Annotated in this window: 16 protein-coding genes and 1 tRNA gene; 9 read left to right on the forward strand and 8 right to left on the reverse strand. The window is 57.3% G+C overall.

All coding sequences use genetic code 11. From position 1 onward, the window contains the following. Nucleotides 1-103: 103 nt before the first annotated feature. On the forward strand, nucleotides 104-1,288 hold the full coding sequence (locus tag G438_RS0101850; protein WP_026459912.1) for a hypothetical protein: 1,185 nt from the start codon (nucleotides 104-106) through the stop codon (nucleotides 1,286-1,288). 271 nt (nucleotides 1,289-1,559) lie between these two features. Here G438_RS0101850 and G438_RS0101855 read toward each other — a convergent pair whose 3' ends face one another. The 3 genes from G438_RS0101855 to G438_RS0101865 all read right to left on the reverse strand — a co-directional run bounded on the left by G438_RS0101855 (nucleotide 1,560) and on the right by G438_RS0101865 (nucleotide 5,062). Next, complete coding sequence (locus G438_RS0101855) at nucleotides 1,560-2,309, reverse strand: glycerophosphoryl diester phosphodiesterase (RefSeq protein WP_026459913.1); 750 nt, start codon at nucleotides 2,307-2,309, stop codon at nucleotides 1,560-1,562. Between the two features lie 46 nt (nucleotides 2,310-2,355). Further along, nucleotides 2,356-3,750: a DUF4032 domain-containing protein gene (locus G438_RS0101860; protein ID WP_026459914.1), complete on the reverse strand. Its 1,395-nt coding sequence runs from the start codon at nucleotides 3,748-3,750 to the stop codon at nucleotides 2,356-2,358. A gap of 187 nt (nucleotides 3,751-3,937) precedes the next feature. Further along, entirely contained in the window at nucleotides 3,938-5,062 is a 1,125-nt protein-coding gene (locus G438_RS0101865) for an ABC transporter ATP-binding protein (RefSeq protein ID WP_026459915.1), read from the reverse strand. Between the two features lie 318 nt (nucleotides 5,063-5,380). Between G438_RS0101865 and G438_RS11830 the strand changes: the two genes are divergently transcribed. The 3 genes from G438_RS11830 to G438_RS0101880 all read left to right on the forward strand — a co-directional run bounded on the left by G438_RS11830 (nucleotide 5,381) and on the right by G438_RS0101880 (nucleotide 8,483). After that, nucleotides 5,381-7,444, forward strand: a complete 2,064-nt coding sequence (locus G438_RS11830; protein WP_026459916.1) for a serine/threonine-protein kinase — start codon at nucleotides 5,381-5,383, stop codon at nucleotides 7,442-7,444. 69 nt (nucleotides 7,445-7,513) lie between these two features. Beyond that, complete coding sequence (locus G438_RS0101875) at nucleotides 7,514-8,338, forward strand: DsbA family protein (protein WP_026459917.1); 825 nt, start codon at nucleotides 7,514-7,516, stop codon at nucleotides 8,336-8,338. 69 nt (nucleotides 8,339-8,407) lie between these two features. Further along, a tRNA-Thr gene (locus G438_RS0101880) sits at nucleotides 8,408-8,483 on the forward strand. Nucleotides 8,484-8,712: 229 nt separating this feature from the next. Here G438_RS0101880 and G438_RS0101885 read toward each other — a convergent pair. Further along, a complete protein-coding gene (locus tag G438_RS0101885) occupies nucleotides 8,713-9,411 on the reverse strand; it encodes a uracil-DNA glycosylase (protein ID WP_026459918.1) in 699 nt (232 codons plus the stop codon). A gap of 128 nt (nucleotides 9,412-9,539) precedes the next feature. Here G438_RS0101885 and G438_RS0101890 point away from each other — a divergent pair, with 128 nt between their 5' ends. Together G438_RS0101890 and groL are read left to right on the forward strand one after the other, a co-directional pair. Next, the gene (locus G438_RS0101890) at nucleotides 9,540-10,160 is read left to right on the forward strand and encodes a LytR C-terminal domain-containing protein (protein WP_026459919.1); all 621 of its coding nucleotides are present in this window, start codon (nucleotides 9,540-9,542) and stop codon (nucleotides 10,158-10,160) included. Between the two features lie 250 nt (nucleotides 10,161-10,410). Further along, on the forward strand, nucleotides 10,411-12,033 hold the full coding sequence (groL, locus tag G438_RS0101895; protein ID WP_026459920.1) for a chaperonin GroEL: 1,623 nt from the start codon (nucleotides 10,411-10,413) through the stop codon (nucleotides 12,031-12,033). A 226-nt stretch (nucleotides 12,034-12,259) separates the two neighbouring features. Here groL and G438_RS0101900 read toward each other — a convergent pair whose 3' ends face one another. From G438_RS0101900 to G438_RS0101915, 4 genes are all read right to left on the reverse strand, one after another. After that, entirely contained in the window at nucleotides 12,260-12,547 is a 288-nt protein-coding gene (locus G438_RS0101900; RefSeq protein WP_026459921.1) for a WXG100 family type VII secretion target, read from the reverse strand. A gap of 268 nt (nucleotides 12,548-12,815) precedes the next feature. Beyond that, nucleotides 12,816-13,778: an HD domain-containing protein gene (locus tag G438_RS0101905; protein WP_026459922.1), complete on the reverse strand. Its 963-nt coding sequence runs from the start codon at nucleotides 13,776-13,778 to the stop codon at nucleotides 12,816-12,818. Nucleotides 13,779-13,873: 95 nt separating this feature from the next. Beyond that, nucleotides 13,874-15,346: a sensor histidine kinase gene (locus G438_RS0101910; RefSeq protein ID WP_026459923.1), complete on the reverse strand. Its 1,473-nt coding sequence runs from the start codon at nucleotides 15,344-15,346 to the stop codon at nucleotides 13,874-13,876. A gap of 3 nt (nucleotides 15,347-15,349) precedes the next feature. Then, a complete protein-coding gene (locus G438_RS0101915) occupies nucleotides 15,350-16,066 on the reverse strand; it encodes a response regulator transcription factor (protein ID WP_026459924.1) in 717 nt (238 codons plus the stop codon). 174 nt (nucleotides 16,067-16,240) lie between these two features. On the opposite strand from G438_RS0101915, the gene G438_RS0101920 reads away from it, so the two are divergent. Genes G438_RS0101920 through G438_RS0101930 form a run of 3 tightly spaced genes read left to right on the forward strand, consistent with a single transcriptional unit; the run spans nucleotide 16,241 to nucleotide 19,415 of the window. After that, nucleotides 16,241-16,723, forward strand: a complete 483-nt coding sequence (locus G438_RS0101920; RefSeq protein ID WP_026459925.1) for a PH domain-containing protein — start codon at nucleotides 16,241-16,243, stop codon at nucleotides 16,721-16,723. Next, a complete protein-coding gene (locus G438_RS10300) occupies nucleotides 16,720-18,456 on the forward strand; it encodes a PH domain-containing protein (protein WP_084402950.1) in 1,737 nt (578 codons plus the stop codon). The genes G438_RS0101920 and G438_RS10300 overlap by 4 nt, the downstream gene beginning before the upstream one ends. Next, nucleotides 18,453-19,415: a Rossmann-like and DUF2520 domain-containing protein gene (locus tag G438_RS0101930; protein WP_026459926.1), complete on the forward strand. Its 963-nt coding sequence runs from the start codon at nucleotides 18,453-18,455 to the stop codon at nucleotides 19,413-19,415. Before G438_RS10300 ends, G438_RS0101930 begins: the two co-directional genes overlap by 4 nt. Nucleotides 19,416-19,635: the final 220 nt, after the last annotated feature.

Here is a 19,635-nt window from a genome sequence, read left to right on the forward strand (position 1 = left end):
CAGTGAATTTCATGGGTCCACGAGCGTGCGTAATTGCTAACAAGCGAGGACAATAGAGGCAGCGTCCAATGACGGGATTACGACAAAGCGCGGAAGGACTCTCATGACGAACAGCGACTGGACTCGCATCGAGGGCATGATTATCGGCACAGAGCTTGATCCTCACGATGTCGCCGAATACCTGCGAGGCAAAGAGATTCTCGCGCAACTTGAATGGTTTGCTTCATCGCCGCAACTCCTTGGACTGTGTGTGGCGGTTACTAGCGAAGAAGACATCGCCAGCCTCCCGCCACGCCACAAGATTCCTAAAGCTGGCCCGAAGGTAGCGGACCTTGTTGCTGAACTTGCCGCTCACTACCAGGCTGAAGTGCGCCTCGGCACGCATCTGGCGGACCACCTGCCCGAAGGCGTCACCCCCGCACTGTTGGGCGACCACGATGCGGATGCTGAAGAGGCTGTGTCGCGTATCGTTGAAATTGGTCGCACGCCATCGTCGTCGGTGCCGCTGTTGGCTGCGCTGGAAGGCATTGACCTGGCCAGTTTGGAACTGGCCGATGGGCATCGGGCGTTGCTGGCAGAATTGCCTCCGAATAAGGCCGGCTGGAACTTCGGTGAACTACCGTTGGTAACCCTGGCGGTCACCAACGGTCAACTCCAAGGTTTCCTGGTTACAGACGACCACCTTGAGCATGTGGTGAGCTACAACTGGGGTCTTGACAAGATCGTGGTGACAGGGGCCGTCAAAGCGGAAGATAGCCTTGATCCGGAGGTTGTTGACCTTGTTGGCGACGGAAAAGATCTTGATGCCATCGCTGCGGCTGTGCCTGGCGCCAAAGCTGATGCGCTCCGAGGCGCCGCAACTGCCAGCGGGAAAATGGCAGTTCGGCGTGCAGTAGCCGCGCTGGGATTGCCCAAACAGGTGGCAGACTTCCTTCTGGGGCAGGCAGAGCTTGACGAGGTTGAGGGTGCGTCAGTGCATCTAGCGCGGGGAATCTCCACCGCCATAGGTCGCAGCGTGGACATCATGTTGGGAGCGAGCGAAAAAGCGGTACACCCGAGTTTGAAAGCCTACCGTGCTTTGGCACTTGATCGTCCGTGGATTGTTCGCACCGGTGCTTCCATTGAAGCGGCTCTTGGCGCAGGCCTCGTCGTGTTGGCGGCACGCAGTAAGGCACCACGTTCCCCGTGGGCCATTGCGGGTGGGATCCTCGGTGGACTCATGGTTGTTGACTCGATCGCCGAGCTATTCTTGGCCAAATACGTCGCCTCCAGAACCCAACAGGATTGAGCGCACATCAAGGTGTGGACACCTCCAGAGCTGCGCGGCTCCAGAACCCCCCATAGGGGCCGCCGGAGCCGCGTTTTATGAGGACATGTGTCAACCCTGGTCGTGTGGTTCCCGGAACGCAGGGCTCGGGTACGTGCCAAGTACGTTAAGCGTCGCGAGCACACTCAGCCATTCGGGAACGCGGTCCCAGGGCCATAGCAACTCGAGAACGCTCGCATGGGAACGCGCCAACCCCGGGGAGCGATGGCCCGGGCAGGTGCGCGAGAAGCTGTTAACGCGCCAGCGCGTGCGCGGGAAAGTCTTGTGGGCGGTCAGTAAAAATACCGTCCACACCCCACGAAGCAAGGCGGCGCGCCGTTTCCACATCATTGACCGTCCACACGTTGACAGCGAAACCAGCGTCCTTCATCTGAGCCACCTCTGCTTCGGTCAACCCGTCCAGTGGTGGGTGGATAGCCGCACATTGGAGACTAGGTGCACCTTCTTGCCATATTGGACCTGGCTGGCCTTCACGCACAAACAGCCACCCCAGTGATACATCGGGGCGTGCTTGATGGAAGCGGGCGAGCATGTCATGGTCAAAAGAGGACACAAGAAAATCCGAGGTATCGACATTACGCACAGCAACCACAAGGTTCTCCAGCAATGTGTCGCGCAGCTGTGGCCCTCCCATACAGGGTTTGATCTCCAGGTTCATACGCATGGCGTTACGCTGCGCGAACGTGATGACGTCGGCAAGCTCCGGTACCCGTTCAAAGCGGTAGACGCTGGAAAACCACTTGCCGGCATCAAGTCGACGCAGGTCCGCATAAGACTTCGAGTAGTAGTCACCCGACCCATCCGTTGTACGGTCAAGGGTATCGTCATGGATTACAAGCAGCGTGCCGTCCCCCATGACGTCAACGTCGAATTCAAAACGGGTGGCCCCCACCTCTAATGCTTTCGCGAATGCGGCGATCGTATTTTCTGGCGCTAGCGACGAGGCACCACGGTGGGCGTAAATCTTTGGGAACTCTGACATATCTTTACTTTCTCTTCAAGGGCACAGTGATGCGTAGGCGGTGCTTTTAGTCATAGACCGGTATCAATCCAAGGCCCGGCACGAAACGCATTGTTGGCGCAGGTGCATCCTCGGCCCATGAACCGGCATCCGGGTCTGCATCGGGGTCGGCATGGCCGAGCATCCCGTCGATCGGTTCTGATTCAATGCTGTTAACGGCCATCATTTCTGCTGTATCTGCCATACCCGGGTCTAGGAGTAACGCCTCGTCACGTTTAGTGGGGAGTACCGATTCAACATACGAGGCGATGACCTCGTCCTGCGGAAGATCATGCCCTGCGTTTTGGGCGCAGAACCATCGGTGTTCCAAAAATTCGTGGAAGATTTGACCAGGATCCAATTTGGTGGCCAACTCCGGAGGAATTGCCGATATTACGGGTTCGTAGACTTCATGTACCCATTCGTGTGCGACAAGCTCAACTGGACGGTTGGATTTACCGGTGACTGCGCGGTAAGTTTCCAGGTCATTGAGCATACGCTGAGCCTGTTTTTCTTCAACATCTAAGCCGGTGAGGCGCATCAGCCGCCGGTGGTGGTGTCCAGCATCCACCACTTTAGGTTGGATCACTAAGTGGGAACCGGCGCGGTCTGAACTCATCTGCAATTCGCCAACGTCAAAGCCAAGATCGTTGAGACGTTCGATCCGTTCCTGCACTTTCCATCGCTGGTCTAAGGCAATGGATTCTTTTGCGGTGAGTTCGTACCACAGTTCGTTGTAACGAGTACGGATACGGTCACCGACCTCAATAGGGTCTTCCTCGCCCGGAAAGTAGGAACCTGCCTGCAAATCCATGAGTTCGCCAATAATATTTGTTCGTGCCAGGTCCACATCGTAGGCGCGTTGTCCGTCGGTGAGACCTTCGGGGTGAAGTTCGCCGGTTTCAGCGTCGACAAGGTAGGCAGAAAATGAACCAGCGTCGCGCCTAAATAACGTATTGGACAGGGACACGTCGCCCCAGTAAAAACCCAGCAGGTGGAGGCGGACAAGGAGTACAGCAAGCGCGTCAATAAGGCGCGTAGCGGTCTCGGGGGTCATGTGTTTGGAAAAGAGCGCCCGGTATGGCAAAGAAAACTGCAAGTGTTCGGTGATGAGAACGGCAGCGAGTTCGTGGCCGCGCGGCGTGCTGCGTCCCGTGATGACAGCGGTGGGCAGCACAGAGGGCGCTTCGAGGCGGGAAAGGTCCCGTAGTAGCTCGTACTCTTTGTGGGCAACAGTTTCACCGATTTCTTTTACTGCAATCACACGTTCAGACAGGTGCACGAAACGCACCACATGGCGGGATAAGCCACGCGGTAGTGCAGCAAGGATATCGGCGGGCCAGTCTTCCAGGGGGATCTCCCATGGAAGGTCAAGGATGGCCGGATCAACTGTTGCTGCAGTGATCTCGAGTGCGTGCGACATACGGCCATTCTTTCACTAGTTATGAGGATACGAAAAAGAAAGCGTCATCGTGCATCACCGGTGGGTGCGGGTCCTGTCTGGATTCGCGTGGAGAAGCACATAACCCATGATGGTGAGCTAGGGCAGGCAAAAGGTCTGGGTCCGAGAAAAAACTCTCGAACCCAGACCTTCACCTAGTGACTGCTGCTCATTCTGGCAGGCGGTTGCCCGTGGCGGCACTGAAGTTGTGCTGCTGGCCCTCGCGGATACGAGCGTGGATTACGCCGCCTCGCGCAGGAGCCGTACGCGGAGGAACGCGGACAATCAACTGCTTGGCGGTGCCTTCCGCACCCGAGCCAAGGCCCTGCGTGGCGCCTGCGAGGTGTCCATAGACGTAGGCATCGGAACCGAGTTCTTCAACGAAGTCCACTTCGATCGGAATGGTGTTCTCGGTACCCTCAGGGACGACTTCAAGGCCTTCAGGGCGGAAGCCAATGGTGATCTTGCCGCCATCTTCTGGGGTGATGGCAGCAAGGGTGGCCTCGGACAGCGGAATACGCGCCGGACCAAGCTTGGCCACGTTGCCTTCGACCTCGAATTTGCCGAGGTTCATTGCAGGAGAACCAATGAAGCCTGCAACGAATTCGTTGGCGGGACGCTCGTACATTTCCTGCGGTGTGCCCACCTGCTGGAGCAAGCCACCGGCAAGCACCGCAATGCGGTCGCCCATGGTAAGGGCTTCAGTCTGGTCGTGGGTGACGTACACGGTGGTGACACCCAGTTCGCGCTGCAAGGAGGCGATCTGTGTACGGGTTTGTACGCGGAGCTTCGCGTCAAGGTTGGACAGTGGTTCGTCCATGAGGAAGACCTGCGGCTTACGCACGATAGCGCGGCCCATAGCCACACGCTGACGCTGGCCACCAGACAGCGCCTTTGGCTTGCGTTCGAGGTAGGGCTCAAGGTCAAGGATCTTCGCTGCTTCGTCGACGCGGCGCTTGATTTCGTCCTTGGGTACGCCAGCAATCTTCAAAGCAAAGCCCATGTTTTCACGCACCGTCATATGCGGGTAGAGCGCGTAGTTCTGGAAGACCATTGCGATATCGCGGTTCTTCGGCTGGACGTCGGTCACGTCCTTGTCACCAATGAGGATGCGGCCAGAGTTCACATCTTCTAGGCCGGCGAGCATACGCAAGGAGGTGGATTTGCCGCAGCCTGAGGGGCCGACAAGGACAAGGAACTCGCCGTCAGCGATTTCAAGGTCAAGTGCGTCAACTGCGGGCTTGTCAGAACCCGGATAAATGCGGGTTGCCTTATCAAAGGTCACTGTTGCCATGTTTATGTACTCCTCCACCGGCAGGTACGTGCCGGACGATCCGTTGTGGGGACACATCAGCGACTTCACTGATGTGGGTGCGTACAAGGATGAGTCGTCCTTGACTGCACTGCCACTGAACCTATCACCTATGTGATAAATGTGCCTAGCGGTAACCACCTGTCGGATGCGCAGATCATGGGCACATTTCATGTGTCAAACATTTGAGCAACGGACCTTGGTCCTAAATGGGAGTGTTGTGTGTGGTCAGCGCCAAGAAATGCTGATGCCCTGTCTGCTGTAGCACCGCCTCGTCACTAACTCCGATACCCTGGGGAGGTGACGACTACGGACTACATTGGCGGTTACCGGCTGCTGCATCGACTCGGTGCAGGTGGTGCAGGTACCGTCTGGCTCGCTGAAGATGCAGCGGGAGCACGCGTCGCCCTGAAACTGATCCATCCTGCTTTGGCGGCATCTGACGAACAACGCGAGCGTCTGCTCAGAGAGACACGCATAGTGAACTCGGTGCCTAGCAACGGCGTTGCCCACGTACTCGACATTGAAATCGATGACATACACCCCTTTGTTGTTACCGAATACATTGATGGCCCATCCCTGGCGCAACTCCTTGCGGGTGGACCGTTAACTCCCCGCGATGTCGCCGCCCTGGCGCGCAGCCTCTACGAGACCTTAAGCGCTGTCCATGCCGCCAAAGTCGTCCACCGAGATGTCAAACCCTCCAATATTGTGTGCGCGCGCTACGGGCCTGTCCTCATTGACTTCGGCATTGCTATTGCCCAGGGAGAACAACGTCTGACCACCACTGGTCTGCTCTCAGGAACTGCAGGGTTCACCTCCCCTGAATTACTGCGTGGGGACGAGGCCGCGCCCGCCTCAGACTGGTGGGCATTAGCGGCGACCCTGCTCAATGCAGCCACAGGCCGTCCGCCTTTTGGGCGCGGTGCTGCGGCACATGTCCTTGACCGCGTGATGCGCGGTGACGCTGACTTTGATGGGCTTCCATCGGCACTCGTTCACCCACTTGCGGCAGCTCTAGATCCGCAGATTGATCGGCGCATGGCACCCGAGGCGATGGTGGCGGAGTTAGAGGCGGCAGCGGGGCGGCAGGAAGGTACGGTGGTATGGACTGGTATTCCCCAGCCGCAGGCACCAATTGTCGAGGCCACCGACCTCCATGCCGTGTCAACCCCCTTTGGGGAAACGGAGCCCGAAGCTGTGCAATCCCAGGGCGCGTCGGTCACCGAATTGCTGAGCAGCTCATCTGACTCAGCGATTGACCAAACTGAAGCACTCGGAGCCACCCCGCGCTCGCCCCAGCACGTGGATGACGGTACCCCTGTGGATGACGGCACCGCGGTCTTGCCGACAATTGGCCCCATACAAGGGGCAGCTGATGCTCATACTCCCCTTGGGGCCACATCCGTGTTGCCTGCAGTGACATCACCGCCATTGCCGCACACTCCACCGCCGAGCGGCACGCAAATGCCCCCGAGTGGCACGCAAACGGCGGTTTTCCCGCAGTTGCACCATGCGCCTGCACCCTCTCCGGCCAGCCGGTATGTGCACCCGGTGCCTGCTAGCGTGCCGTCACCGTCACCGTCACCGTCACCGTCACCGCTGGCAGCACCATATGCGAGCAACGGCCCATTGCAATACGGACAGATCAACACGGCACCTCATATGGCCTCGTCAATGCCGCCGCCTGCTACACCGCAAGGGCCGTATATTCCCAGAAATCCCGCGGGATCAGGGATCGTCAGTGCCGCCTTGCTCGCGGCGGCCGCCACCGTACCGGTGATATCCGGCCTACAAGGCACCCTTATTATCGGCGCTACACTCGTGCTCATCGCCCTTGTAGGTGCGCTTCACTACGGGCGCGAAATGCGTCGCTTTTCGTATGGCTCAGTGCGCTCAAGTGACTGGCTTGCCATGTTTGCCGCACTGCCGTTGCGTCTTATCCAGGCCCTTGCCGCCACAGTATTTAGTGCCATCTTTGCCTGTCTGGCCGCTGCGGCCGTATGGTGGGCCATTCATTTCTCCATAGAGTCTGGCGTGACCACACAAGGTGTGCTGACATTAGGACCGTGGAGTGTGAGCGTGGTACCCCCACTGCAATGGCCGTTAGAACTGGTAGGTACACATCTGGTGGCGCTTGGGATTGACCTGTGGATCACCTCGCCTGTGTGGTTCCTAGCGGTCTGGTTCACCATGTGGGTGTTACTGCTGGTTATGTGGCTTTTCCCTTCTTCCACCTATCTGCGCAGAGGTGCCAATGTTGCCTTTGAATACCTACTGCCCACCGTGTGGCTCCGCTTCATCGCCGGTGTGCTTGCCGTTGTCGTGGTCCTTGCCACATGGTTGATTGTCACACAAAGCTAACTTCATGCAGCACAGTTCAGTAGGGCTGAGTAGGGTAGTGCTGTTACGTGAAAAGGAAAGGACGTTTTGATGGCGAAGTCATCTCAGCAAGACGCGGTACGCCTCAAGGCTCAGCAACTGCGCCAAGAGCAAGCGCGTAAAGACCGCACAGCCACGATCATCGTCATCTCAGTGGTGTCTGTACTGGTACTTGCTATCGTTGCGGCAGTCGGTGTTGTAGTCGCGCGCCAAATTGCGGCTGACCGCGCTGCGCGTAACGTCGACCCCACCACCGTATTTGGCCAATACGCTGACGCCCAACCGATCACCTACTCGCATCTGGGCGTGGGGAAAGTCGACCCGGCCTTGCCAACCCTTGTGGAGTACTTCGACTACTCCTGCTACGGGTGCGTCAACCTTGACTCTGCCATCGGAACCGCACTGTCTGACGGGGCGAAAGCCGGCGAATACAATATCGAGTTCCGCTCCGTGCGTACCCACAACGCTGCCTACCAGGAAGCTGCTACCGCAGCCTCCCTTACTGTGGCTAACGCTGCCCCCGACCAGTGGGTCGCCTTCCATCATGCACTGATGTCGTACTACCTCACTCAGCAGCAGGCCGGTAATGGAACGATCGTCAATGACGCATCCAAGTCAGCAGCCCAAGTGAAGGTGATTGCCGCCGAGGTGGGGGTCCCACAAGAGGTTATCGACACCTTCCCCGTGGGTGCGGTGGCTGCAACCTACCTTGATAAAGCCTCTGCAGCTTGGACTGCGCTTGAGGTTGAAGGACGCGAACAAACCGCGACACCAGAGTTCGTCCATGACGGCAAAGTGATTGCCTACTCGGGGACCACTGGTGTTGAGGTCGTTAATTCGATCCGCAGTGCAATGGGACTTGATCCGTTGTCTTGATCACTCTTAGGCTAAACAGCCTGAGACGATTGTGCCTTTTAGTCGTGTTCATGGCACACTAATTGGCGCGCCACCTTAGCTCAGTTGGTAGAGCACCCGCCTTGTAAGCGGACGGTCGTCGGTTCGAGTCCGACAGGTGGCTCCACAATCACCGGCCCGGGGCCGGTGATTTTCCTTAGGTGTCAAATGTCCTCTAGTGTTTTCGGATCTGATCGAAGCGATGCTACCAACCGCGATGGCTGACGTTTTTCAATCAATCGTTGATCCGACGGTACCACTTGGAAGTACCTCAATCTTTGGGCGATAGCCTGATTCTTTGTGGTGCTGGAGATCAGCACATCAAGTAATAGACGGGTGGCTGGCAACGGTGAAGCCTAGGGCAAGCTCCAGTTAATGGGCGTGGCACCCTGGGTGGCCAAAAGCTCGTTAGTGCGGCTAAAAGGTCGGGAACCGAAAAAGCCTCGATAGGCTGACAAAGGCGATGGATGCACCGACTCAATCGTTGGCACGGTACCCAACATCGGTTTCAAGGCCTGCGCATCCTTACCCCACAGGATTGCCACCAATGGGAGTGGGTGACCGCTCTGGTCAGTGCGCGCCACAAGAGCATGGATCGCCTGTGCTGTCACTTCTTCCCAGCCACGTCCCCGATGTGACCCAGGCTTTCCTGGCTGAACAGTCAACACGCGATTCAATAGGCACACTCCTTGGCTGCACCAAGGGGACAGATCGCCACTCGTGGGCGCAGAGACACCTAGATCGTTGCATAGCTCGGTAAAAATATTGATCAGTGACTTCGGTAAAGGCGTGCCGGGGGTCACTGAAAAACTTAACCCCATCGCATGCCCAGGTGTGGGATAAGGATCCTGTCCAACGATCAGCACCTTCACCTCGTCAAATGGGTAAGTAAAAGCCCGCAACACGTCACTGCCTGCTGGAAGGTAGCCATTACCGTTGGATAATTCAGTGCGGAGCATATCGCCTAAACGGTGCACGGTTTCTTCAACCGGAGCGAGGGCCCGTGCCCACGACGGATCAATGAGTTCGGATAGGGGGCGAGGTGATGCAGTCATAGAACCAGTGTGCCCCGCGTCGCCTCAAGTGCCAAAGTGCTGACACGGCAAGGTCGCAATTGCGTGGGAAGACGGCGCGCCATAGATAACAGAAGCGCACAGGCGCCTATGGGCGTTACCCTGGATACGTGACTTCAGAGTATCCCAAGGACGAATTCGACCACGTTGGTGAAGACATGCCGGTCGGCATGCATCGCCCACGCCCTTCGAAATGGAAGGCGGTGCTGCCTTTCCTCATCATCCTCATCGTTGTCCCGCTCATCGGGTGGGGGGTGAGCTACCTGCTGACTTCACGCGGCATTGTCGATAGCTCAACACTTGAATCTGTACAGTCTTCCACGACTCAAAGCACAGAAACAACAACTGAAACCACCACCGATACTCAAACCAGCGAGCAAACCACCGAAACGACAACAACTGAGGAAACGCCTGCTGAAACCACGACAGAAACACCAGTCGTGGAACAGCCACCCGCACCGGTGATTACCTATGGAGCAAATGTGGCGGTACTCAACGGCACGGGTATTACTGGTCTCGCAGCAGAAAAAGTTGCCACTCTGACAAGTGGAGGCTTCACGAATGCCACAGCTGACAATGCCACCGGTTGGAACACCACCGTGTCCACCGTTTACTACCGTGACGCCTCCCTGGCAGATACCGCAGCAGAGATCGCACGTATTCTTGGTATTGGAACGACTACTGAAAGTACCGACGTGGGAAGCTCCGACGTCGTTGTCGTCTTGAAGTAGGCACACTCTTGGAGGCTGCCCGGCTGAGTCCGGGCAGTTTCTTTTTGCCTACGGTTTTTGCTATCCAATCCGTTTTCGTCTTGCACTCGTCGGGGGAGAGTGCCAAACTTGACGTTGGCACTCGCTACGGCAGAGTGACAAGACACTAGGGTCCGGTGAGGTCCTCATAAGGTCGTAAAGGGCGACTTTATGCCGATCGTCCGTCGCGGGCACCGACCTCGATCCGCATCGCGGAAGGATAAGAACACACATGGCCAAGATCATTCGTTTTGACGAGGATGCGCGCCGCGGCATGGAGCGCGGCCTCAACCTTCTGGCTGACACCGTCAAGGTGACCCTCGGTCCTAAGGGCCGTAACGTAGTCCTCGACAAGAAGTGGGGCGCCCCCACTATCACCAAGGACGGCGTGTCCGTTGCCAAGGAAATTGACCTGGAAGATCCCTTCGAGCGTATTGGCGCCGAACTGGTCAAGGAGGTCGCAAAGAAGACCGACGACGTCGCAGGTGACGGCACTACTACTGCAACAGTTCTCGCTCAGGCACTCGTTCACGAAGGTCTGCGTAACGTTGCTGCAGGGTCCAACCCGATTGCCCTCAAGCGCGGCATTGACGCAGCGGTAGAAGCAATCGTTGCACAGCTGCACAAGGACTCCAAGGCCGTTGAAACCCCTGAGCAGATCGCTGCAACCGCCTCGATCTCTGCTAACGATCCAGCAATTGGTCAACTGATTGCTGACGCATTCAAGATCGTTGGCGCCGAGGGTGTTATCACCGTTGAAGAAACCAACTCCTTCGAAACCACGCTTGAAACCACCGAAGGTATGCGTTTCGACAAGGGCTACATCTCTGCCTACTTCGTTACCGACCCGGAGCGTCAAGAAGCAGTTCTGGAAGATCCGTACATCCTTCTGGTGGACACCAAGGTTTCCACCCTCAAGGACCTGCTGCCCATCCTCGAAAAGGTCATGCAAACCGGCAAGCCGCTGCTCGTCATCGCCGAAAACGTGGAAGGCGATGCACTGACCGCACTGGTCCTCAACAAGATGCGTGGCACCTTCAAGTCCGTGGCCGTCAAGGCTCCCGGCTTCGGTGACCGCCGCAAGGCCATGCTGCAAGACATGGCTATCCTTACCGGTGGCCAGGTCATCTCGGAAACTGTGGGCCTCACCCTGGAAAACGCCGACCTTGAACTCCTGGGCCGCGCACGTTCCGTCGTTGTCTCCAAGGATGAAACCACCATCGTTGAAGGCGCCGGTGACCGCGAGGATATTGACGCACGCGTGCGTCAGATCCGCCAGGAAATCGAAACCACCGACTCCGACTACGACCGCGAGAAGCTGCAAGAACGCCTTGCCAAGCTTTCCGGTGGCGTTGCCGTTATCAAGTCCGGTGCTGCTACCGAAGTTGAACTCAAAGAACGCAAGCACCGCATTGAAGACGCTGTGCGTAACGCCCGCGCTGCAACCGAAGAAGGCCTCGTCGCTGGTGGCGGCGTTGCTCTTATCCAGGCAGCCAACGCAGTACTTGGTGGCATCGAACTCAGCGGCGACGAAGCAACCGGCGTGAATATCGTTCGTGTGGCAGTGTCAGCTCCACTCAAGCAGATCGCTGAAAACGCAGGCCTGGAAGGCGGCGTTGTCGCTGACCGCGTGGCCGGTATGGAAGCTGGCTTCGGCCTCAACGCTGCAACCGGTGAATACGGCGACCTCATGGCGCAGGGCATCTCCGACCCCGTCAAGGTCACCCGTTCCGCACTGCAGAACGCAGCATCCATCGCAGGTATGTTCCTCACCACCGAAGCTGTCGTGGCTGACAAGCCTGAACCGCCAGCTGCTGGTGGCGGAGAAGGCGCCGACATGGGCGGCATGTACTGATTCTGACCGTGCGATGCTGAGCGTGCCTCGTTGAGTACGCTCTCACTACGGTCGCTACAGCCTCCGGAGCACAGTGAGACATCCAATGTCACCTGGGCGCCGGAGGCTGTAGCTATGAGCCCCACACCCCAATTAGCGTCGCTGCCTCCAGCGACAACCCATGACCTGCACAGTCTGCATTGCCATTGGTCTACAATCTGCGCAGCCCATCGTCACTATCGAACTCTTACGCGAAGAGCGAAGCCGTATGCGCCTCGGCTTCACTATAGGTTTGTGCAGCGCTGTGGAGCTGCACACTAATCGTGTCAAGCGCCTGTTCAACATAAACTTGCGTCGCCTGCCACTGCTCAACCGCTGAGGCACATGACGCCTGCGCGACGCCCTGCCAACTTGCTTGTAAGTCCAGTAGGTCTGCCATCATCGTGGCAACCTCTTGCCGGATACGTTCTGCCGTTGTGCTCACGTGGGCAGCTGATGCAGCTACACGCTGCGAATCTACTGAAAAAACGGCCATGACAGTCTCTCCTTTTCACCCAGCGCCATCCGTCGACGCTGCTAAGACGACGCTACGCCTCGGCAAAATGCAGTGCCGACAAAGGAAGGGAGCTGTGGAAAAGGAGGAATGTGCGTGGCGACATGTGGAAAGAACAGCGCCCACTGAGGGCAGACAGGGGCAGGAGACACGTGCCGCAGCAACGGACAGCCTCGGAATAATGACCGCAGCCACCGACCGCACCCCATCAACTGCGACACGAGTGCCGAGATTGCTGCCTCGCAGGTACTTAGGAGCCTGACGTATGGGGAAGATCCATCGCATCAATGGCGGTTTCCAACGACGAGGCCGAATCGTCGTCATCCTGCAATCCGCGTAGCTCACCGTCGGCGGGACGTATCGTCGGTAAAACGCCGGTACTGGTCGGTTCCTCAGGCTGTGCACACACGTTCTTTTTCAGAGGGCGACGACGAATAATGAGGGTGCTACCTGCGCCAGCGTCTGTATGCTCCGACGCATCCTCGTGATCGACTGCCTCTGGTCCCTCGCCGCACAGCGTCGGGTCCACACCCCTGATCTCTGACTCCAGTTTTGCAAGTTCCGCCTCAAGGTTGGAACGCGCCGTCTCTTCCCACTGCTGAGCTAAAGGCGAGTAGTACAGCGAATCGAGAGCAAGGAGGCGTCGCACAGCTTTTCGGCGCGCACGCCAATACGTGAGGTCATCAAGAGCTGCAAATTCCTCACGCAATGCCAAGCGGTGCTTCTTATAAGCCTGGGGGCTTGCCGCAAAAAGAGCACGGTCAGCATCAACAAGGACCTGTGCATCCGAATCTGAACGCGAAGCTCGACGCGCCACCAGCGCCTGCATGAGTTCCTCAACACGTGCGACAACGTCATCACTCACGCCCAGAGCAAGTAGACGATCATGGGCATGCGCCACACAGGGGGAACAAGGTTGCGCAACCACATCCTCGTCCAGGCACAGTTTGAAACTGCGATCGTAGAAGGCGCCGTGATACCACAACGCAACCCGCAAGACGTCAGGATCATGGGCAACGGCAGCGAGTTCGTCAATACTGGCCAGTACGTTAATGAGGTACTGGGCATTGTGGAGATAGCGACCAGGCTCGTTCCAACGGGACACTAAGTCACGTGCTTCGGCGCTGAGCGTAGCGGTGGAGGCTGTGGCGCCGATTTGTGTCATGGCCTCCACGAATGCGCTGAACAGCCACTGAGGTGCTTGGGCGCCCATGCGACTCCTCCTGTGGGTGGATTATTCCGTGCTCAAGAATGGTACCGGCCCACTCTATGCCTTTCCATCGGTGGTTTCATCTCCGGTGGCACGCCTCACGTATTGGGCGGTTCTGTCACGGGCACTTCAATGCGAACGGTGAGACCTCCACCAGGTGTCTTCGACAACTGTGCGCTACCGTGATGGGCCGACAGGATTCCCGACACAATAGCCAAGCCCAACCCTGATCCCCCTAATGAACGTGCACGCGAGGACTCTGCGCGATAGAAACGCTCAAAAACCTTCTCTCGATCAGATAGGGCGATGCCGGGCCCGTGGTCGCGGAATTCAACGACTGCACGATCTGCCGCCACGCCGAGGGCCAGTTCAACCGGTGAGCCGTCCGGTGTGTATCGCACAATATTGCCAACGAGGTTCGTGAAGACCTGCTGGAGACGGTCACGGTCAGCTTGGACCACCAATGACATTGGTGCTTTGCGGCTATTGAGACCAATGACGGCAACGCTTCGCGCGGGGTCCAACGCCTGAATATCGAATGCCGCGTTGTCGGCCATTTTCACCAGGTCAACGTCACTGAACTCCAAAGGGCGACCTTCGTCAAGGCGCGCCAAGGTCAACAAATCTTCGACAAGGGCACCCATGCGGGTTGATTCGGATTGGATACGGCCAATCACCTCACCGGTACGCTCCGCTGGAACGCCACCCATCCCGTACAGCTCACAGTACCCAGAGATTGCTGCCAGCGGTGTGCGCAATTCATGCGAGGCATCGGAAACAAAGCGTCGAATCTTTTGTTCAGACTGCTGACGTGCTTCAAAGGACTGTTCCACCTGCGACAACATCGTGTTCAACGACAGCGCTAAAGACCCTACTTCAGTTGTCGGAGGCTGCGGGGCAATGCGTTGCGTCAAGTCACCTGCCGCGATCTTTCCTGCTGTTGATTCAATATCGACAAGGGGATGTAGCGCGCCACGCACAAGGTAATGGCCAACGCTGCCACCAATGACGAGTATCACCAGCGCCGTACTGACGGCATATAGCGCAGTATTACGTAGCGTGTGTTGCACATCTGCTAAAGGTAAAGCAATGGTCATGACGCCCACAGGGGTGGAGCTGCCTGAAACGACCAGGGGAACCGCGATTGCCCTCCACGGTGAGCCTTCGATCGTGGAATTGACCGTAACAGGGTTCGTCCACCCGCTGGTCGTCTGTGCGCGTTCACCGACCTCTAGTAAATCTGGAATAAGAGGGGTTCCAGCTTGGGCCAGTGTGAGGGTAGAGAAATGTTCCTCATCAGCAAGTCCTGCCATTGACCGCCGAATATAAAACAGTGACGGCAGGGAACTACTTGATGAGCCACTTGAAATCGCTGACGTGCTTTCCGCAAGTGCGCCTGCGGAGGTGATGAGCTGGTCGTCAACCTGACTAATGAGGTGGCGTTGAAGCAGACCAATCATCACGGTTGCGGTGAGTATTAATCCGGTTGCCAGCAACGCCACGATAAAAACGACGAGGCGTATGGACAAGGGACGTGCCTCCCATGCGCGCCGTAACCCCTTGGGGACCATCATTTAACTCTCATCGCGCAGAATGTACCCCACGCCGCGTTTGGTGTGGATGAGTTCTCCTTTTGCTCCTTCAACTGCAAGTTTGCGGCGCAGATAGGAAATATACGATTCAACGATGGCCACTTCACCGTCCCAGTCGTATTCCCACACGTGATCAAGGATCTGCATTTTTGACACGACGCGCCCCTGATTGATGACGAGGTACCGCAGGAGCTTGAACTCGGTGGGGGAGAGGTCAACGAGCTGACCTGCGCGGGTTACTTCGTGTGCGTCTTCGTCAATGACGAGGTCGCCGACCCTTAGTTTGCCGTCGTCTTCCGCGCCGCCCTTTGTGCGGCGAAGGATTGCACGGATGCGTGCAACGACTTCTTCAAGGCCGAAAGGCTTTGTTACATAGTCGTCACCACCAACGGTGAGTCCTTGGATTTTGTCACGCATATCGTCACGGGCGGTAAGGAAAAGAACAGGGACGTTGACACCCGCATCGCGTAGTCGCCTGGTGACGGTAAAACCGTCCATATCGGGCAGCATGACGTCTAAAACAATGAGATCAGGGTGTTCTTCCGAGGCGAGGCGGTAGGCGGTATTCCCGTCTTCTGCGGCAAGCACGTCGAAACCTGCGAAGCGCAACGATGAGGCTAGCAGGTCGCGGATATTCGGCTCGTCGTCTACGACGAGCAGTTTGGCTTCGCCTGAAGCGTCGGAATCAAAAATGGTCATACGTATATTTTCACTAAGAACCCTGAATGTTGCCTGGGAGAACTGTGGGGGGAGTCTTAGTGTGATGCCCTACGAGGCGAGGTCAGTCAGATGCTCATGAGCTGGTCCGGTGTGCGAGAAAGCTAGGCAGATATGGGAAAATGTCAGTGATCCTGACCTGTGAGAGGACCATGTATGAGCAGCCCATTCGCTCCACACGGCGTAACATTTACCCCTGTTTCGACCGCCTTAATTAAAACCCGGCTGATCAGCACGGTGATTTGGTTGGTGATTCCCGGCGTTGTCTTTGCTGTATTGGGCTATATGCTCTCACCGTGGTTCTATATTGGCACCGCCATCACAGTGCCTCTTGCCCTGTGGCTCATATTTCTCATTGGCCGCCAAGTGCGGGCAATGGGATGGGCCGAAGGTGATAGCGAATTCATGATTCGCAAAGGGGTCCTTTTTAAAGAACTCACCGTGATTCCCTACGGTCGTATCCAGTACGTAGATATCAACGAAGGCCCAGTCGCACGACACTACGGGATTTCCACCATCACCCTACATACCGCCTCGCCTCACACAGCGGGAAGCCTCGAAGGTGTTCCCTCGGCTGAGGCGGCTCGACTGCGTGACCTTCTTGCTGAGCGTGGCAGTGCAGAAATGGCGGGTCTATGAGCAGCATCGACCCAGAGACGACGAATCTGCGCGCAGCACCTGCGTCCCACACTAAAACCAAGGTTCGTGCTGTTGATGCGGGCGTACCCGACACCCTTTGGCGTAGAGTCCATCCGCTGTCTCCCGTACTCAATACCTGGCAGGTACTGGCGGCCATTATTGCGTTCCTCACCTATCAAAATGCTGATGTCGTCATTGACATTGCCAATAGTGACTGGGGACGCGCCCAAGATATCATTACTGTCGTTGGCTATATTGGCGGCGGCATCACACTTGTCGTCATTCTTGCTGCCGTCTACTCCTGGCTGGCGTGGCGCGCAACAAAATGGGCTGTGACTGACACAGCAGTTTGGTTCCGTGAAGGGATACTCTTCCGCTCTCAAAAACACGCGCGTTTAGAGCGAATCCAGGCAGTGGACATCGTCCACCCGTTGCTGGGACGCATGGTCGGCCTCGGAAAACTCAATGTGGAGGTCGCTGGAGGAGGTGAATCCAATTTCACCTTCGGCTTCCTTCGCACACGCGAATTGAACGAGGCTCGAGCTGAGATTCTCGCATTAGCGGCCGGCATCCGGCTCGCAGAACGTGCAGCACAGACGGATCATGCCTCGCCATCCCCTCCAGTGTCGGCACCAACGTCACCAATGTCGGCATCGACACCAGAGTCAGCTGCGCTGCCTGTCACGGTGGCGGGGAACCCACACACACCCGTATCCATAACGCAGGTGGCGCGTTTGCGGCACGAAGATGGAGCGATACCTGTCGCACCTGAACGGCTTCTTTATACAGTGTCACCATCTCGACTAATTGGCTCGCTCATCCGTGACATGGTGATAGTCATCATGGCATTGGTCGCTATTGTCATGATGGTTGGTGCAGTGATCCTGACCATCAAATGGGGTTTTGGGGGACTGAATGCCTTGTGGGGTCTTGTCGGTGGTGTACTTGCGATGGTGTCGTATATGTGGGGCCGTTTCGCTGGCGAATTCAACTTCCGTGCCGCAGTGTCAACCGACGGTATCCGCATACATCGTGGCCTGACAGAAACACGTGCGCAGACTATTCCACCCCGTCGCATCCATGCTGTGCGTATCCATCAACCGCTGCTGTGGCGAGGCAAAGGATGGTACCGCGTCACTATTAATCAGGCTGGTTATGGGCTGGGTGGCGACGACTCCGCCCAAAGCCAAGCATCCAGTGTGCTCCTGCCCGTAGGTACACGTGCCGAGGCTGAACTTGCTTTGTGGCTGGTTGTACGTGATCTGGGTGTGAATAATCCGCGTGCGCTCCTCGATGCTGCTTTCCATGGTAAGGGTGATGGCGAGGGGTTTATTTCTGTGCCACGAAGTGCTCGGCGCATCGACCCTCTCGCGTGGAAACGTCGTGCAGTGGCTGTCACCGACACGGTGGTCGTGATCCGTGACGGCTGGATGGTGCGAAACGTCATTGTGGTTCCGGTGGAACGTATCCAGTCGATGAGTATTTCTCAAGGTCCGTTGCAACGGATGCTGGGCCTTGTGACAGTGGGGGTGCACGCAGTGGCAGGCACAATCATGCCGGTCATTCACCACGTTAGCGAACAACACGCAGCCCACCTGACTGAACGGCTCCTCGGTTTGTCACGTATCCGTCGCGCAAGTGAACCACCGGAAAAGTGGATGCAGCGCGTTCACGCGCGGGTGAATGCTGGTGCTGCTGATCTGCCTGCGCCCGTTGAGGATGACGCTTCGTGAATGCAAATACGCGTGCTGGCCGCCTTGGCGTAGGGGTCATTGGGATGGGTCATGTCGGCCCCGTCATCGCCTCCGCATTGCGTCAAGCTGGTCACCGTATCGTCGGAGTATCAGCTCATTCGCCGCGTTCCATAGAACGTGCCGAAGATATGCTGCCAGGTATTGGCATCCTTGATGTTGAAACCCTTGCTAGGAGCAGTGACGTCGTGGTTTTGGCTGTGCCTGACGACACTATTGAACCCTTGACGAAGGGGTTGGCGGAACTCGACGTATGGCATCCCGGGCAGCTCGTGATCCATCTCAGCGGTGCTCATGGCATTACTGCGTTGCAAGCAGCTTCGGCATGTGGCGCGATCGCGCTGGCGATTCACCCGGTGATGACTTTCACCGGTACCTCGGTTGATGTGGCGCGTTTGGTGGGGACTCCTTTCGCGGTGACAGCTCCCGCTTTCGCCTTGCCCATAGCCCATGCCCTGGTCGTCGAAATGGGTGGCGAGCCTTTTGATATCGACGAGGCGGACCGCACGTTGTACCACTGCGCGCTGGCCCATGGTGCGAACTTCCTTGCAGCGATCGTCAACCAATCTTTGACGCTTCTTACTGCAGCGGGGGTCGATCGTGCCTCGGCAGTGGCGACTCCACTGCTTGCTGCTGCCCTTGACCGTGCGCTCAGGCAAGGTATTGCGGGGATATCTGGTCCGATTCCACGAGGCGATAGCGGCACTATTGCCACGCATATTGCCGCGTTATCTGCGACAACACATGCCGCCGGTGAGGAGGTGCACATAGACGAGGCCGATCCCGCCACCTCTGGGCAGCGCCTTGAGCCGCAGCAAGGAGGCAACATCCTTGATACCTATACCTTTATGACACGGCAAACTGTCCAGATGCTGCGTGATGCAGGTCGTCTTTCGGAAAATAGCGCCCAAGAAATCCTCTCGGTCCTTGCCACCGGGTAAGTTCCACGTCCACCACCGGCCATGCTGACAAAAGTCGAGCTGCCCACGCAAAGGTCGTGTCCATTGCCATGTCAAAACTCCGGGTCGTCCCCATCCCGCTTGTTACTGTGCACCGCACACGTTCTGTCGCCGCTGCGTTGTACGTGCTTTACGCCAAAGATGTCGGGATGATGTCGACCTCGATTCGCGTCACACCTTTAAGGCGAGGACAATACACACT

It is taken from the genome of Schaalia suimastitidis DSM 15538, assembly GCF_000429105.1.
GTDB classification, from domain to species: Bacteria; Actinomycetota; Actinomycetes; order Actinomycetales; family Actinomycetaceae; genus Pauljensenia; species Pauljensenia suimastitidis.

What these genes read in the sequence shown, in the direction of transcription:
- G438_RS0101850 (WP_026459912.1), top strand. Translation starts at nt 104, where the DNA reads ATGACGAACAGCGACTGGACTCGCATCGAGGGCATGATTATCGGCACA.
- G438_RS0101855 (WP_026459913.1), bottom strand. Translation starts at nt 2,309, where the DNA reads ATGTCAGAGTTCCCAAAGATTTACGCCCACCGTGGTGCCTCGTCGCTA.
- G438_RS0101860 (WP_026459914.1), bottom strand. Translation starts at nt 3,750, where the DNA reads ATGTCGCACGCACTCGAGATCACTGCAGCAACAGTTGATCCGGCCATC.
- G438_RS0101865 (WP_026459915.1), bottom strand. Translation starts at nt 5,062, where the DNA reads ATGGCAACAGTGACCTTTGATAAGGCAACCCGCATTTATCCGGGTTCT.
- G438_RS0101875 (WP_026459917.1), top strand. Translation starts at nt 7,514, where the DNA reads ATGGCGAAGTCATCTCAGCAAGACGCGGTACGCCTCAAGGCTCAGCAA.
- G438_RS0101885 (WP_026459918.1), bottom strand. Translation starts at nt 9,411, where the DNA reads ATGACTGCATCACCTCGCCCCCTATCCGAACTCATTGATCCGTCGTGG.
- groL (WP_026459920.1), top strand. Translation starts at nt 10,411, where the DNA reads ATGGCCAAGATCATTCGTTTTGACGAGGATGCGCGCCGCGGCATGGAG.
- G438_RS0101900 (WP_026459921.1), bottom strand. Translation starts at nt 12,547, where the DNA reads ATGGCCGTTTTTTCAGTAGATTCGCAGCGTGTAGCTGCATCAGCTGCC.
- G438_RS0101905 (WP_026459922.1), bottom strand. Translation starts at nt 13,778, where the DNA reads ATGGGCGCCCAAGCACCTCAGTGGCTGTTCAGCGCATTCGTGGAGGCC.
- G438_RS0101910 (WP_026459923.1), bottom strand. Translation starts at nt 15,346, where the DNA reads ATGGTCCCCAAGGGGTTACGGCGCGCATGGGAGGCACGTCCCTTGTCC.
- G438_RS0101915 (WP_026459924.1), bottom strand. Translation starts at nt 16,066, where the DNA reads ATGACCATTTTTGATTCCGACGCTTCAGGCGAAGCCAAACTGCTCGTC.
- G438_RS0101920 (WP_026459925.1), top strand. Translation starts at nt 16,241, where the DNA reads ATGAGCAGCCCATTCGCTCCACACGGCGTAACATTTACCCCTGTTTCG.
- G438_RS10300 (WP_084402950.1), top strand. Translation starts at nt 16,720, where the DNA reads ATGAGCAGCATCGACCCAGAGACGACGAATCTGCGCGCAGCACCTGCG.